Origin of the sequence: Coprococcus sp. HCN-4056 (assembly GCF_037892645.1) — a bacterium.
Lineage (GTDB): Bacteria > Bacillota > Clostridia > Lachnospirales > Lachnospiraceae > Coprococcus > Coprococcus ammoniilyticus.
The window spans coordinates 453,864-470,602 of sequence record NZ_JBBKBL010000001.1 but is presented as its reverse complement, the minus strand read 5'-3'; the positions used below and the strand labels follow the sequence as shown (position 1 = coordinate 470,602).

Sequence of the window (16,739 nt, the reverse complement as noted above, 5' to 3'; positions counted from 1 at the left end):
CTTCGCTCTTATGGTGTCAAAAAGCTTTCCTCTCCATCGTGGATGATCACGCGGTCATGTCCGGTTGTTGTTCTGCCGATCACAGCAGCTTCAAATCCGGCTTCATACAGACGATCGCTTAACAATCCACCATCTGCCGTGACAAATAATGCCGCTCCGCATCCATCGATCCGGTATGGATCATCCCCGGTAAATTCACAGATCTCAATGGTTTCCTGCATGATCGGTATATGGTCATGGCTGATCCGAAGCCCGACATTTCCAGCCTCTGCCAGTTCCCATAATGCGCCATATACTCCTTCTGTTGAGATGTGGCGTGCATATATACTGCCACATGCCATCGCAATATCTCCCTGATCCTTCATAAGTAATAACCGGTCAAATTGCTCTGCTGTGCGAAGATATTCCTCAGAATATCTGGTCAGAAGCTCTTCTTTTCTTTCCCTTACCCGAAGCAGGGTTCCGAGGATGCCGGTCTGTCCGCACATAACGATATCCATATCCGGCTTGATCTTTGCATTTTTCTCGCCCTGCGATATCTTTCGTCCATACATCGTTACAGTTACCGCAGGCTCCTTGAATATCCCGCTGATCGCGGTATCTCCATACACAACATCCATGTGAAGCTCCTTCGCAAGATCAGAAAGCTCCCGCAGAATTTTTTTCATACGCTTCTCATCATTTTCCGGCATCATGACCGTATCTGTAAGTGCAAATGGCTGATACCCGCCAAGCCGTAATTTATTATATTGTTTGATAACATCCGAAGTCACCGTACCCAGTGCATTTGCAAGGCAGAGTCCTTCCGTTACTGCAAGCTCACTATCCAACAACACAAGCCGGCTATAGTCATCTCCTATGCCGGCTTGTGTTATGTCAGAATGTTCCTGTTTATTCAACGATCTTAAGATTGACCGCTTCTGCTGTATAAATCGAAACTTTTCTTTATTCATCCCTGATACCTTTTAGAATGCATATGCAAGCATACCGATTACCATAGCTGCTACCAGGATTCCAACTATAATTGCAGATGCTACCTTTTTACCCTTTGAACTGCTTAAATTGATCATTTCCCATTTCTCCTTTATATTTTAAACTTATAATTTTCTGATATTATCCGCCCCACATCAGACCTTTTCCCGTCTTATGCAGCGACATCATGTATAGATTAACGCTGAATTTTCACTTTGTCCAGATATAATAGCATTATTTTATAGCAATTTAGCATTTGTGCCAGATTCTGCCAACTGCTTATTCCGTTACATTTGCCGATGGGCACACACGGTTCAGCGCGCATTCGGCACATTTTGGTCGTCTGGCGATACAGATCGTTCTTCCAAGTGTAATGATCTGAATATTATATAAGATCCACTGTTCCTTTGGAAGCTTTTCCATAAGCTCATGCTCGATCTTCACCGGATCATCACTATCTGTCAGCCCAAGCAGCCTGGAAATACGTTTTACATGTGTATCAACGACGATACTTGGCTCGTGGTAGATATTGCCACGGATCACATTTGCAGTTTTTCTTCCAACACCGTCTAATTTCGTCAGGCTCTCGATATCACTCGGCACTTCTCCGCCATATTCACTGATGAGCTTCTTTGCACAGCCAATTATATTCTTCGCTTTATTCTTATAAAATCCGGTCGAGTAAATATCCTTTTCCAGTTCCTTGATATCTGCATCGGCAAATGCCTGCAAGGTCGGATATTTCACGAACAGATCTTTTGTTACGATGTTTACTCTGGCATCTGTACATTGTGCCGACAGCATCGTTGCGATCAGAAGCTGCCATGCATTTTCATGATTCAGATAACACTTGTAATCTGTTCCATATGTCTCATTCAAGATCCGACAGATCTCAGCGACCTGCTGCTTTTCTTTTTTTGTCATGCTGCATTACTCCTGTTTTCCTGCCAGATAGTTGATAAACTGCTGGGCTGTACGACCGGAGATTCCACCATGCGACAGCTCCCATTTGTTTGCTTCCGCACACAGTTCTTCCTCTGTCATATGGATGCCGTTCTTCTCTGCCAGACCTACAACGATCTGGAAATATTCCTTCTGTGATGGCTTGCTGTAATTGATCGTAACACCAAAACGATTGACCAGTGACAGCTTCTCCTGCATCGTATCGCTCTTGTGCATACCATTGTTATTCTCAAGATCGGTACGATCTGTCCATGTTTCACGGATCAGATGACGACGGTTCGAGGTCGCATAGATCAGAACATTATCCGGCTTGATCTCCAGGCCACCTTCGATGACTGCCTTCAGATATTTGTATTCTGTCTCAAACTCCTCAAAGGACAGATCATCCATGTAAATGATGAATCGATAGTTACGGTTCTTGATCTGGGAAATAACCTGAGACAGATCCTGAAACTGATGCTTATAGATCTCGATCATACGAAGTCCCTGATCGTAATATTCATTTATGATCGCCTTGATCGTTGTTGACTTTCCGGTTCCGCTGTCACCAAATAACAGCGCATTATTTGCCTTACGTCCTGCAACAAAGGCTTCTGTATTCTCCACGATCTTCTGTTTCTGGATCTCATATCCGATCAGATCATCCAGACGAACATCCTCTGTGTTATTGATCGGAACAAACTGCATATCTCCATTTGTCGGATGAACGATACGGAATGCCTTGTTCAGTCCGAACATTCCAACACCATATGCCTTATAGAAATCCGTCACGATCTTGAAGATATCATTTTCATCCTTTGCCCCTTCGATCGCACGGCTGATATCCTGTACCTTTGTGCTGACATTCTTATTATACATACGTTCTTTCTTGCCGATGGCTTTATAATTATTCACGATCGTGAAGCAGTCAATATCCAACGCTTCCTCGATCTCAGAGAAATCAAAATCAAACAGCTTCTTGAAGATCTTGAAATCATTTTTTGCAAAATAATTAACGGTTCCGTCATTGGCACCCACTTTTTCACTCGTCATAGAGAATGAATTCTCATTTGTGATAAGAATAAATGCCAGATAATTGTGCCACAGATTTGTGTCAAATCCATAATCGGTAGCAAGATCCAGCAACCGCTTGATCTGGTCGTAGATCCTTGCAACCAGCTCCGCATTCGGACAGTCTCCGCGGTCAAAATCCTCAAATATCCCGGACAGCTTCATCAGAATACTGTTCTCACCCAGATTTCTATATAATACTAATTTCGCTATATCTCTGTACATCTTAAATTATCCTTCTTTCTTCATTTGTCTATATAAACAGGCATTTGCCCTGTTTTATCCAGCTCGTTTCTCTCAGGCATTTTCCTTGCTTCTTTTCTCTTTCATGCGTCTGGACTGTCGTCTCTGCTGCCGCTTCCGGGGTTTCTCCCTCCAGCCATCATCTGACGAAGCGTAAGGTTCTCCATACTTTTCCCAGGCGACTCCCTTTTCCCGCAATCTCATAAGTACGAATTCCTTCACCAGTGCATATAAGACAGAGGATAACGGTACAAATATCAACATACCGAGAATTCCCATCAGATCTCCGCCAATGATAACTGCAACCAACACCCATATAGATGGAAGTCCGACGGAACCGCCTACCACATGCGGATAGATCAGATTTCCCTCGACCTGCTGCAGTATGATAAACAGGATCAAAAATACCAGTACCTTTTTCGGATCGTCAACCAGAATGAGAAATGCACCAACACCACATCCAATAAATGCACCAAAGACCGGAATCAATGCCGTTACCACAATCGTAACACTGACCGTCAGTGCATATGGAATACTAAGGACGCTCATGGATACAAAGAACATCAAGCCCAGAATACATGCCTCCAGGCACTGTCCGGTTATGAAATTTGCAAATGTCTCATCTGCCATAACGCAGGTCTTGATAATCTTATCTGCTGTTTTCTCTTTAAATAACGCATATATCAGACCCTTTGTCTGACGCTTCAAGTTCTCCTTCTGTGCCAGAATATAGATTGCAAAAAATAATCCAACCACAAAATCGACTATACCGCTGACAACGGAGGTTGCAAAATTAAATGTTGATGACAACAGGCTTCCGCTTCCATTCTTTATCAGATTGATCGCACTCTCACTCACCTTATCCCATGCAATATCAATCTCCATGATCCGGTCAACGATATCCGGATATCCCGCTGCCAGATTCACCGCCCAATTCTTAATTGCCTCCATCGTAGACGGAAACTGCTGTCCGATCGCTGTAATTGTCCGGCTGACCTCCGGTATCAGCATCGTGATCACAAAAGCAATCACCAGAACGACGCAGATAAGGGAAAGCACCATACAGACCGGTCTCCGGAACCGATACCATCTACTTTTTTCATTTCGGAATAACAGATTTTCAAATCCCTTCATCGGCACATTCAGAATGAACGCAATCGCAAATCCAATCACGAACGGCATAAGCAACCCGATGATCCATGTACCGCAGGCATAGATTTTATCAAAACGAAATACGCAAAATACGACTAATACAGTTATAATGATCAGTTTTATAAGCTTTTTCATATTCGAATTATTCAGTTCCAAATTCAATTTCCTCTGCTTTCTTTTTACATTTTTTTGAGCAGGCACATAGAACGTGTCTGCTCAATCATGCCAAGACCATTTATTCCGGCAGATTGATGTTTCCAAATACATCTCCTATGGAATAGGTCATATTCTCTTTTGGTTTATAAGCATTCATAATCGGAGCCATGATCTTCTCAAACTTCTCCCTGTTCTTTGAAAGAACGAATACTTCTGCTGTATTTCTGGCATCCCACAATGCATCATGCTCTTTTCCCTGAAAATCTTCTCCCAGATAGAATACCGCATCTGACAGTGCCAGTCTTCTTCTGGTTCCAAGCATACGTGCAAATTCCTTCTGGAAATCCTTCCATTTGGATGCAAGCTTCTGTGCATCCGGGTTATTGTAGGATTTTAACTTGCGTTCCCGGTTAAACTGCCGCAGATCATTCTCACTCCATGCATAGATCACATCCGCGCTTAAGCCCCATGCAATGAACCGATCCATCGCAATCGCAAAATCCGGTGCATCGTCTACCATCTCATTTGTGATCCCGGTAAGATTTGTTATTCTGGATGTCACAGGCGTAATTCCCGGCTTTACATAAGTCTTGAATGAATCAATCTCCTTATATGTATCGTCCAGCTTAACAGCTCCTATTTCAATTATTTCATTTTTGCAAATTTTTAATTCATCGGGATGAGAATTATCGATCTGATTCATCTCAAAATCCACAAATATATACTCCATGTGTCACAACCTTCCTACAGCTGTCTTCCGGATGAAAGCCACCTGTCGAACATGGCTTCCACCGTCACAATCTTACCTTAAAGCATACCATTCACGGTCAAAAATGTCTATCTTTTTCTTGATGGAGATTTCCTGTAAATGCCCTGTTAAAAAATGTAGCTATTTTCTACCTGTTTTTTTACACATATGAATCGCCACAAGTATAAACGGCAATGAGAATATCCCAGACAGGATATCCGAGATTCCCTGCGTTACCGCTACACCATTTTCCTGAAAATACATAGGAAGAAGCCAGATCAATGGCAGGAAAAAGATTCCCTGTCTGGTGGAGGATATGAGAATGGCTTTTCCGATCTCCCCTATTGCCTGAAATAACATACCGCTGACCAGACACACCGCCATAAATGGCAATGATACCGCGTGCATCCGAAGAGAAAGAACTCCCAGCTCAAGTGCCGCATTTTCCCCAAATAATGAGATAATCGAGGATGCAAATATCCACACAAGAATACCTGTAACAGCCGATGCAATGACCTGACTTAGAATCGTAAATATGATCGCTTTTCTTACTCTATCATTCTTCTTTGCTCCATAATTATAACCGGCCACCGGTGCAAAGCCCTGCCCATATCCGACCATGACTGCAAATAATATGGCAAATACTTTATTCGATACCGATATTGCAGCAACCACATCATCCCCATATTCTCTCGCCGCCCGGTTCAACAGGATCGTTGCCACACAGACCAGCCCCTGACGGAAAAAGGATGGGATTCCGGTTCTCGTAATATCGATGGCTGTCTGTCGGAATGCCTGAAACCTCTGTTTGTCCTCTCTCTTTATCTTCTCAATTTTGACCCGTATTCCCGTCGGTTTATAGTTTGAATCTGCCTTGTTTAATCCGATCACGCTTTTCCCGCTCAGCATTACGATCAGCATAATAGCAAGGCTTACACTCTGTCCACAAAATGTCGCGATTCCCGCTCCGCGGATTCCAAGTTCCAAACCTGACACCAAAATCGGATCTAAGACTGCATTTAAGACAGCACCACTTCCAATTCCAACCAATGCCCATACAGGCATTCCCTCCGCCCGCAGAACATTGTTGAGTACATACGACACACACATGACCGGAGCTATAAGCAGGATCCAGAATCCATAGTCTAATGCAAATGTCTCGATCGTATCCGTTGATCCCAGAAAACGAACCAATGGTTTCTGCCACAGAAAGCCGGCCGCCATCAGTATCAAGCCGGCCATAAGAGCCATCAGGACAGCAGCAGACGCATCTCTGCCCGCCTCCTTCTCTTTCTGCTCCCCTAAGAACCTGGATATCCTGCTGCCTGCTCCCATCCCAAATGTATAACCTACTGCCTGTATCATCGCAAGCACCGAAAACAAAATGCCAACTGCCGCCACTGCACTGGTTCCAAGATCTGAAACAAAATACATATCCACGATATTGTATGTCGTTCCGGCAAGCATACTGACAACGGTCGAACAGGACAGCCGCAGAATAAGAGAAAGCACAGGAGTCTGTGTCATTTTCACATGATTCTCCTGTGCCTTATCCTTTGTATTGTCAGCTTTATTTGAGATATTATCTTTTTTCATATGCAGTCTTCCTGCCTTATAGCCGTAGTAAGAAACTGACAAATAAATCTTTCTGTATCTATCCAAACTTTGATACCAAAATCATAACAATCTTTTATATTATCCGGATATGATGCATTATTTCAGAAATTCAACAACTTCCTCGATCTTATTCTGTGCATCATATACGCCCAGATCGTACATTGCCTGAATCTTCTTATCATCCTTTTCCGTTCTTGATATGTCAATCTGTACACTCGGACGGATAATAAGAACCTCGCCCTTCTGTTCCAGTTCAGCCAGCTTCTCCAATGTCTTATTATAATACAAATGCCGCATGGCTATTCGTTTCACATACTCTGGATATTCCTTATACCGGATTGCTTCCAGCTTCAACATGCTGTCTTCTTCCTTGACATAACCTTCCGGTCTGGTCAAAACTACGATATCTTTTCGATATCCCATTCTCCGGAACTGGAAGATTGGAATGCTGTCTGCCGTTCCGCCATCCAATAACTTCTTGCCATCTACTTCTACGATCTGTGACACGATCGGAAGTGATGCTGATGCACGTAGCTTGTCCATATCCTTTCGAAGATCCGTACATTCCAGATACTCCGGCTGTCCGGTCTCTACATTCGTACAACATACATAAAATCTCGTTGGATTCTCCTCGAATGCATCATAGTCGAATTTGTATAATTCATTCGGCAGTCGATCATAACAAAAATCAACGCCAAATAAATTTCCCGTTTTCAGCAATGACTTCAAACTCATATATTCCTTATTGTTTCGGTATTCCAAGCTATATGCAATATTTCTTCCACGCTGCTTGGATACGAAAGATGCTCCATGAATAGCTCCCGCCGATACGCCGATCACGCCATCCACTGTAATATTATGATCTAAAAATACATCCAGTACGCCGGCAGTATAGATGCCACGCATGCCACCGCCTTCTAAAACCAATCCTGTCTTTGTCATATATCTTCAACTTCCTTTCAAACAAATTTGCTGTCTTTTGTTTTACTATGATAACGCAAATCTGGATTTTGGCAAGGAGAATTTGAGCTGATGGAAGATAAAAATAGGATGATAGATAATAAAAAGTTATCATCCATTTTTTATTAATTGCATTATTTAAATTACCTCTTTAATTATCTCTTTAATGAAACAAAAATGCAACTTTCTAATATTCAATAAATTATAATTAATATTAAATTCTGGTTTCATCTGTCCTTTTACAGCCATTATTAATTCAGGATTTTTCTTAGTAATTTCATCAACCAATTCATTTATATCATTTTTAAACCTTTGACAATTAATAAACTTACCTTGTTCCATTTCTTTTTCAATATTTTCAATATATTTTAAATACTCTTTTACACACAGTCTTTTCTTTAAGTTTGAAACAAATTCATAAAATGAAATATCACTAGGCTTTGCTTTTAAAATATATTTAGTAAAAACTGGAAATTTCATTTCATAAACATTCTCTTTCATGCTTTTATTAAAATCCTTATAATATTCCTTAATTGATTCATCTAACAGATCAAAATACTTGTTTTTTTTAATTAAATTCTGATCTCCGATAATATTAAATAAATTTCTTGTTAAATTTTCGTTTTTAATAAATCTACTTCTTTGAGAACATGGCAAATAGTCAAAACCTTTTTCTGCCGCTAATAAACTATATTCTATAGCCCCACAAACCGTATTTCTCGAATATCCTGTAAATATTTTTCCATTATACACTTCCTGTGCAATATTTGAAAATTCATCTGTATAACCACATCCTGTTATATAATTACGCAAATCTGTATCTCCTATCAAATACTGCCAAAAATGTGAATATTCATTCTCTGGATAATATACATTATCCCATAATAGAATTGCTTCTAAAATATTTAAAAATTCTTGACTCGAAAATAATTGTAATTGATCATTATACTTAAATGCAATATTTTCCAAGAACCAATTATCAATCAATACATTTTTCATAATTAAATTTCTCCTTTTCCTCCCCTCCAATCTATCCCCAATCCCATGCAAAATCAACCGTTTTGCATAAAACGACCATATATTGCAGAAAATGACCAAATTTCTCTTATTTTTCGATTGTATCCTTCCATTTTATAAATTCCAGAATATATACTAGACAAGGCAGAACCCTGCTACGGAGATTCTATGCACAGCAAAATAACCTTGGTAAGATCCATACCGGACTTATATCGGATCTATCTTGAAGTGCATCTAATAAATAATTTTAAGGAGAACAGATACAAATGACTACGACTCTTTTATCTACACACATTCAAAACTATCTCACCTACTGTAAGAACCAGAAACGACTGGATGAGAAAACATTAAAAGCATACCGGATTGATCTGGCACAATTTGCACATGCACAAATTCCTTCTGACATCACAGATATCACTCCCGATCTTTTAGAGGAATATGTTGCAGGTCTTCACGAACAATATAAACCAAGAACGGTAAAACGGAAAATTGCTTCATTAAAAGCCTTTTTTCATTACCTGTTATATAAGGATTTTCTGCCTCAAAATCCATTCGATAAGCTTCAACTGCGTTTTCGCGAACCTATTATTTTACCAAAAACAATCCCATTAGCTACTGTCGAAACGCTTCTGTCTGTAGCACACAGACAGCAAACACTGGCTCCAACAGAATATCAACGAAAAAATGCATTAAGAGATACTGCCGTACTGGAACTACTCTTTGCAACGGGTATTCGAATCTCCGAGCTTTGCTCTCTTCACAATGATTCCATTGATCTGCAAGACGGAACAATTCTAATCTATGGAAAGGGATCAAAGGAACGCCGCATCCAGATTGGAAATGAATCTGTGCTTTGTATTTTGAAAAAATATAAGATAACTTTTCAAAAAGAAATACTCGCCTGCGATTCTTTCTTTGTTAATCAGGCTGCAAACCCCTTATCCGATCAGGCTGTGCGGCGTATGATAAATAAATACACAGAACTTGCATCTATTGATATGCATATTACACCACATATGTTTCGGCATACATTTGCAACCAGCCTTTTGGATGCAGATGTGGATATTCGATATATACAAGAAATGCTTGGTCACAGTTCGATCACAATAACCGAAATATATACTCATGTAGCTGTCGCCAAACAACGTAATATTCTGGCAACCAGACATCCTAGAAATCAGTTCATACTATAAGCCATATAGTATATATCAAAAAAATGATGCAGAATATATCAAACTTCAATATTAGATTTTCAAATCTAACTTTTGAAGCTGGTATATTCCACACCATCTTTTTACCTTTCTTCCAGATTATCTCTACAAGATAAATTTTTAACTTAAAATCCTATATAATTTGACCATCTGAAATTTCAATTATTCTATGACATTTTTCCGCTAATTCTTTATCATGCGTAACAATAATAATTGTTTTACCTTGTTTATTTAGAGAAAAGAAAAGATCCATTATCGCTTCAGTATTGGCTGAATCCAACGAACCAGTAGGTTCATCTGCCAGAATTAAGCTAGGATTATTAATAATAGCACGCGCAATTGCAATTCGCTGTTTTTCCCCGCCTGATAGATTTCTAACTTTTTCTTTTGCAAAGTTTTCCATATTTACTTGCTTTAATACTTCTTTTGCTAACTCTTTTGCGTTTGGACGCTTATTTTTTGCAAAGTCAAGCGGAATCATTATATTTTCCAAAACTGTGAAATCCTCAACCAATGAAAAATCCTGCATTACAATTCCGATTTTCTCATTTCTTATATTCGCTAATTTTTTTTCACTCATATTTTTAATAAGAAGATCATCAATATAATATTCACCACTGTCATAGCTATCTATACAGGCTATTATGTGTAACAGCGTAGATTTACCTGCCCCTGACTTTCCCACAATAGCAACAAGTTCTCCATCCTTTACTTCTGTTGATATTCCCTTTAAAACATGAAGTTCATTTGACTTACCCGGGTTAAAGCTTTTCTCAATACCAATTAATTTAATCACTTTCTTACATCCTTTCAAATGAATTATTCATTATTCCTTAATATTTCCTTTATACTTGTTCCATTAATGATAAGTGATGGCAACAAAGCTGATATAATACAATAAATTAAAGCAACACCTACACATACCGCCAATTGTACGATTCCCAAATTTATTGTTGTCACTTTATTAATAGTTGTTATTATAAAAATACACACTATACTTATAATAAATGAAATTATTGCCAAAATACTGGTAGCAATAACGGATATACTGGCAGATCGCTGCCAAGGCATTCCACATATACTGTATATTGCATAATTTTTCATTTGTTTTTTAACTGAAACAGCGCCTGAACACAAGGAACTAATAATTGTAAGAACAAAAACTCCAATAAAAATAGGAAATATAGCAATCAGTTTTTCTCGAAGTCTGACCTGACTTTTTATAGCAATCTCCTCTAAATCTTCTTTAGTTATAATTTGTGCATAATTTCCTAATATTTTTTCATTTTGTATTATTTGAGTTTCTGTTATATTATCTGAAAATGTTACAAAGACCCAACCTTTTACAAACGCTTCTACCTCATATTGCTCATGGTAACATTTTATACTTTCTTCACTCATTATCAACATTGGAATTTCTTCATTATCCAAACTATAATCACAATATATATCACTATAATCCCGACTATTTCTATATGTATTTTTTGTATATCCTACAATTCTTGCATTATCCTCTAAAACACCAACAATCTTTATTTTTATTAGTTTTTCAGGATATTCATAAAAAATATTATTCATAAAGATTGTATCTCCAACCTTTATATTATAGTTATTTTGCGAAATAACAGCCTCAATGTAGTCAGCATCTTCAGAAATTGAATTCAACCATATTCCTTCCGATAACTCAGGCGTATGACGGTCAATTATTTCCCTATCATACGCCATAGATACAAATTCAAGTCTGTCCCCGTTATTATCATAATAATTAACCACGGGTTCATAACTTGCAACTACATCAGCATTGGATAACAATTTCTCTATATCTTTCGAATCTGTGGCTATAAGATTATTGTCATTCAGATAAAAAGAATCCAGATTATACAAATATCCATCTGATTCAAAATAATCCCTGAAATTATTATAATATTTGTAATGGTAAACAATAATTGAAGAAGTTGCTATGGCAAGAACAAAAACGATAACCAATTGTATACATATCAATATATTAATCCATATATTATTTTTTAGTTCATAAAAACCGATTTTTAACATTTGCCCCTACCCCCTGTCCTTTATTAATTCAAGAATTCTTTTTCTGCTCATTACCAATAGCATGATACCAATAACAATAAGCGAAACACTAATAAATATTACAAACAAAAGGAAATAAACAAACGGGGTATATGCATCCTGCATATATACAAAATAGGTATGTAAACGTGGCAAAAATACTGTCTGGTACAACACCATACCTAAAATAAAAAACGGAACAATTAGAATTATACACTCGCTCATATTCATAAAATTCAATTTAGCAGGGGTCAATCCCAAAATTCTAAAAATTGCAGTTGTCCTTTTTCTTGTTGACATAATATATCTATATAAAATCATAAAGTTTATTGCGGCTATTAATGCGATAAATACCGATATCAAAATAACTGTTTTATAAGTATAATATGTATCTTTATCAATAGTTCTAATTTCTTCAAAAACTGCTTTATCCCCCATATAATTATTGAAAACATCTCTTATTTGATTATAGGTCTTTACTGAAACCGCAGAATTAAAAGAAATTAATGTACTTGTCAGAAGCTGTTCATCTGCTACCGTTGAGAAAGGAAACATAGCCCCTTTTTCATTCCAAGCCTGTTTACCAATTATGTCATATATTTTTCCACCAATTTTAAGCTGGTTGACATACTTAATCGAATCCAATGCTGAAATCTCTCCAAATACAGCCGGATCAGAAATAAGAGCAACGCATATGCCATTTGCTTCCTCATAATCAGACCAGTAAGTTCCTTCTGTCAAATTATCATATTTTTTAAGATTTTCCTTAAATTCCTCTGCTACTTTAAATTTTCCATCACAGTATAAAAACTTAAATTCATAGGAATTATTATCAATTATTCCTTCTACATCATATTGTATAATCTGTTCCCGCAATTCATTACTTATATCATCAATTTCAGACAGGCAGTTTAATAAGTCCCTTTTTGTAACATATTCAGAACCGGTATTTACATAGTTAATCCCTATATAATCATCAGACAAGTCATCTTCCTTATAACTTAATATAGTATTATAATTCTGATATACGCCATACGAGAAAAAAATGACAATAGCTGATGTAATTGTACTGATTACAAGCAATATAAAAATTATAAAATTGTTTATAAAAAAGGATTTTATATTTTTCAGTGTATACTTAAAATACATTAAACCACCTACCCATTTTTTAATTCTGTACAATTTTAATTAATAGTTATAGTCACTGATTCCAACTGCCCAGATGATACACTAGGGCCTCTATATACAGATCCTGTCGCTTTAACCTTATAAGAACGATTTGTCTGAATAAGATCGGTTTGTAACTGTCCTTTACTTGATAATACACGGCTATAGTATTTGCTATCCTGTAGTTTTCCTTTTGTATCATACATTCTTACACTTAAAGTTGTATATACCTTACCTGCATATAAATTTTTGACACTTGCTAGCCCAGATATCTTTGAACTATTTGAACTGCTCTGGGAAAAAGCTCCTGCAACCTGACAATAAGTTCCTGATTTAGCTGCAGAACCAGCTCCACTTGCATAAGATATACTACTAAATAAACAAGTAAATACTAATGCCAGCACTAAAATTGAAATATTTCTTCTTCGTTTTAAACTACTCTTTTTCATAAAAACACCTCCCAATAATACAATTTCTGATCTGCTACATCTTCTTAGGTCTTTTCGGCTGGTGGAAAAATCCAAAACACCAGGCTGTAGTATCATTATTCTTTTTTACCTCAGCATTTACGATTTTTTCTGCAACTTTCAGAATGTTTTTCTTTACATCATGCTTCATCCTTCTTCACCTCCTGTTTCAATAATTTTGCCAGTATCATGAGAAAGCCGCACAGTATGACTGCAAGCATCATACAATATACATAAGAATCATCTATACGGAGATACCATGCTATACATAAAATTCCACATTCTATCAGCAATACATATCGGGCTGATTTCTGCGATATCTGCATTTCTTCTGCATCCAGATCAAGATTTGGATGATTTACTGTGCCTATAACGCTGATAACCACAACTGATATTCCGAGCAGAATCCATATCAAACAGGACACTTCCTGCACATGATGACACAAATACATAACTGTCATGTACACAATTATTGTCATAATATAACATTGCCAATAATGCTTTGCATGATATCCTCCAGTTCTTTTTCGTAAGGAAAAAAAGAAGATCATAAAGAGAACTGTTAAATCCACATTTTTATGAATAAATCCCAGACATATTATGGATCCCACCGTCAAAAAACGTTCAATTATTGAGACCACTGCATAAATGTAATGTTCTCTCATCGTATGATCCATTAATTTCTCTTTTTCAAACTGATCTACCAGATGCTCTGCAAACCTTGCAACCACACTCTACACCTCCTCCACCCTCAATATATAATTTTCCCATACTGCCCACAACCCATATTGCAGAAAACGACCAAATATTGCAGAAAACGGAAAAATCCGATATAGTTACCACTCTATATGCGATAACCATATCGGATTATATTCATTCATTACAGTATGATCGATATGTAAAATTCACCAGTATCATGTTGAATAACATAGGAACCGTTGTACTTCTCAACAACCTTAATTATATTCTTCACACCTACACCATGTTCCTCCGGCTGATCCTTTTTACTGGTTTTCAATTCATCCTGTTGAAATACAAGAGGTCTGCTATATGTATTTCTTACAGATAGAATAGTAGTGCCATCCTTTTCTCTGGTGAAACGGAATTTAATCTGTCGTTTCTCTTTACAGCTTTCACACGCCTCAATTGCATTATTCAGCAAATTTGCCAGCAAAACAACCAGATCATCATTTTGAATCTGAAGCTTTGACAGGTCATTTACCCGCAAAATAAAAAGAATATTCTTCTTTATTGCCTCATTATATTTTGCATTCAATATCGCATTTACAATGATATGATTTGTATCGATCTGTCTGTCACCATCTACAATCTGTTCACTTATCTGATTCAAATACTTTACCAGTTCATCATATTGTTTCTCTCTCGCAAGCGTCTCCATGCACAAGATATGATTTTTGAACTCGTGTGACCTTCGTTTTTGTTGTTCATAATGCTCCAGCATAGAATGATACAACTCAACTTGATTTTTTTCCTGCATTTCAAGTATTTCTTTTTCATGCAGCTTTGCTTCATGCTCCATAATATCACTGATCAGATAATACACAAATATATTCATAACGACCATTCCGAACGCAATCAGATACATCACCCTTTCCTGCATCTGATTCTTAACTCCAGAAGATACTGCAATCATTCCAGATACAGTTAAAATTGTAAATATTGGGAACGCTAGAAATTTGACCCATTCTGCATCATTTAATATATCAGATGATTTATTCTGAAACCGTCTGCGAATCAGTATAATAAATACAAACAATATAAGTTTTGCGCATATAACCAATAGGTTTCCTTTAAGTGCATATCCAGACTGTACCTCCCCATCCCGTGAAAACATAATGCTATTTCCGGCGTATACCAGATAATCTGCTCCCCAGACCAAACTTGTGTATAATACAGATAATATACCGGACTTCGGTATGCTGATTCCAAAATAGACACACATATTTATGACTATCATAAGCACACCTACAATCTGTTTTATAATGATCCACTGTGATAAAAACATTCCACATGCAAAAAACTCCGCTGTCTGTATTCCTATCAGTACATATTTATGCCATTTTTTCCAATTCCCCTGTTCTTTACAAAAGCTTTCAAAAAACATCACGCAGCAGATCACTTCAAATATAACAAGAGCCAGACTACTTATCCATTCAAACATATTATATTTCTCCTTTATATGCTACAAATACTGCCTGAACCTCTTTATATCGGACTTTTGGTATTGAAAGTGTCTCATCATCATAAAGTGTAACTTTATATCTTGCCACCTGTCTGATATATTGTAAATTTACAAGATAGCTTTGATGAACTCGGACAAAATGATATAATTCCAGCTCTTCTTCCAGCTCATTCATTGTTCCATACATAGTATAAATCCGTATTTTTTCATTTTCCAGAATATGAAATTCCAATCTATGTAATTTGCTTTCAACATAAAGGATTTGAGCAAAAAGAACCTCTGTCTGTCCTTCCTTAAATGGGAACTTTTTTCTGGCATTGTTCTCTCTTTTTTTCTCCAGAATGGCATCCAGACACTCTTCCATTGCTGCCTGCAGATTATATCCGTTTTTTAAAAGGTAACGAACAGCACCAACCTTATATCCCTCCAGAGAATAATCTATATATGCCGTCACAAATACAATATAACTGTTAATTCCCCTCTCACGGATTTTCTTTGCTGTTGTAATACCATCCATGCCTTCCATATTTATATCAAGGAATATAATAGAATACTCAGAAGGGGATGTCTCACTCAGAAACTTCTCCCCGGAAATGAATGTATCGATTGTATATAGAATATCCTTTATATTCAGATAGTCTTCTATATATACCCGTATCAGATCACGGAATTCTTTTTCATCATCACATATGGCAATCTTCATCATATGCCCCCTCTTTTTCGCATAATGCATTATGTCTGTA

17 protein-coding genes are annotated in these 16,739 nt (G+C 37.3%); 1 reads left to right on the top strand and 16 read right to left on the bottom strand.

From position 1 onward, the window contains the following. Positions 1 to 8 precede the first annotated feature (8 nt). From WKT03_RS01995 to WKT03_RS01960, 8 genes are all read right to left on the bottom strand, one after another. Positions 9 to 953 (bottom strand): AIR synthase family protein, encoded by a 945-nt coding sequence (locus WKT03_RS01995; protein WP_117784671.1) that lies wholly within the window; start codon positions 951 to 953, stop codon positions 9 to 11. A gap of 298 nt (positions 954 to 1,251) precedes the next feature. Continuing rightward, entirely contained in the window at positions 1,252 to 1,896 is a 645-nt protein-coding gene (gene nth / locus WKT03_RS01990; RefSeq protein ID WP_008400494.1) for an endonuclease III, read from the bottom strand. Between the two features lie 6 nt (positions 1,897 to 1,902). Continuing rightward, complete coding sequence (locus WKT03_RS01985; RefSeq protein WP_008400495.1) at positions 1,903 to 3,210, bottom strand: ATP-binding protein; 1,308 nt, start codon at positions 3,208 to 3,210, stop codon at positions 1,903 to 1,905. Between the two features lie 72 nt (positions 3,211 to 3,282). Beyond that, a complete protein-coding gene (locus WKT03_RS01980) occupies positions 3,283 to 4,536 on the bottom strand; it encodes an AI-2E family transporter (RefSeq protein WP_021944004.1) in 1,254 nt (417 codons plus the stop codon). A 79-nt stretch (positions 4,537 to 4,615) separates the two neighbouring features. Then, a complete protein-coding gene (locus tag WKT03_RS01975) occupies positions 4,616 to 5,266 on the bottom strand; it encodes a 3'-5' exonuclease (RefSeq protein WP_117784669.1) in 651 nt (216 codons plus the stop codon). A 159-nt stretch (positions 5,267 to 5,425) separates the two neighbouring features. After that, positions 5,426 to 6,880, bottom strand: a complete 1,455-nt coding sequence (locus WKT03_RS01970; RefSeq protein WP_340390839.1) for an MATE family efflux transporter — start codon at positions 6,878 to 6,880, stop codon at positions 5,426 to 5,428. A 117-nt stretch (positions 6,881 to 6,997) separates the two neighbouring features. After that, positions 6,998 to 7,843, bottom strand: coding sequence for a patatin-like phospholipase family protein (locus WKT03_RS01965; protein WP_118663426.1), 846 nt, complete (start codon positions 7,841 to 7,843; stop codon positions 6,998 to 7,000). 156 nt (positions 7,844 to 7,999) lie between these two features. Further along, positions 8,000 to 8,860 carry a hypothetical protein gene (locus WKT03_RS01960; RefSeq protein ID WP_340390838.1) on the bottom strand — a complete coding sequence of 287 codons (861 nt, stop codon included), beginning with the start codon at positions 8,858 to 8,860 and terminating at the stop codon, positions 8,000 to 8,002. Between the two features lie 284 nt (positions 8,861 to 9,144). On the opposite strand from WKT03_RS01960, the gene WKT03_RS01955 reads away from it, so the two are divergent. Then, entirely contained in the window at positions 9,145 to 10,071 is a 927-nt protein-coding gene (locus WKT03_RS01955) for a tyrosine-type recombinase/integrase (protein WP_021944128.1), read from the top strand. A gap of 151 nt (positions 10,072 to 10,222) precedes the next feature. On the opposite strand, the gene WKT03_RS01950 is transcribed toward WKT03_RS01955, so the two are convergent. The 8 genes from WKT03_RS01950 to WKT03_RS01915 form a co-directional block, all read right to left on the bottom strand. Then, positions 10,223 to 10,885 carry an ABC transporter ATP-binding protein gene (locus WKT03_RS01950; RefSeq protein WP_340390837.1) on the bottom strand — a complete coding sequence of 221 codons (663 nt, stop codon included), beginning with the start codon at positions 10,883 to 10,885 and terminating at the stop codon, positions 10,223 to 10,225. A gap of 23 nt (positions 10,886 to 10,908) precedes the next feature. Continuing rightward, a complete protein-coding gene (locus WKT03_RS01945; protein ID WP_117784664.1) occupies positions 10,909 to 12,141 on the bottom strand; it encodes an ABC transporter permease in 1,233 nt (410 codons plus the stop codon). A 6-nt stretch (positions 12,142 to 12,147) separates the two neighbouring features. Beyond that, positions 12,148 to 13,143, bottom strand: a complete 996-nt coding sequence (locus WKT03_RS01940; protein WP_181985681.1) for an ABC transporter permease — start codon at positions 13,141 to 13,143, stop codon at positions 12,148 to 12,150. A 200-nt stretch (positions 13,144 to 13,343) separates the two neighbouring features. Next, complete coding sequence (locus WKT03_RS01935; RefSeq protein WP_117784662.1) at positions 13,344 to 13,775, bottom strand: hypothetical protein; 432 nt, start codon at positions 13,773 to 13,775, stop codon at positions 13,344 to 13,346. 34 nt (positions 13,776 to 13,809) lie between these two features. Then, entirely contained in the window at positions 13,810 to 13,944 is a 135-nt protein-coding gene (locus WKT03_RS01930; protein ID WP_021944434.1) for a cyclic lactone autoinducer peptide, read from the bottom strand. After that, positions 13,934 to 14,524: an accessory gene regulator B family protein gene (locus WKT03_RS01925; protein WP_340390836.1), complete on the bottom strand. Its 591-nt coding sequence runs from the start codon at positions 14,522 to 14,524 to the stop codon at positions 13,934 to 13,936. Before WKT03_RS01925 ends, WKT03_RS01930 begins: the two co-directional genes overlap by 11 nt. Before the next feature lie 149 nt (positions 14,525 to 14,673). Continuing rightward, a complete protein-coding gene (locus tag WKT03_RS01920) occupies positions 14,674 to 15,975 on the bottom strand; it encodes a GHKL domain-containing protein (protein ID WP_340390835.1) in 1,302 nt (433 codons plus the stop codon). A 1-nt stretch (position 15,976) separates the two neighbouring features. Beyond that, a complete protein-coding gene (locus WKT03_RS01915) occupies positions 15,977 to 16,699 on the bottom strand; it encodes a LytR/AlgR family response regulator transcription factor (protein WP_340390834.1) in 723 nt (240 codons plus the stop codon). Positions 16,700 to 16,739: the final 40 nt, after the last annotated feature.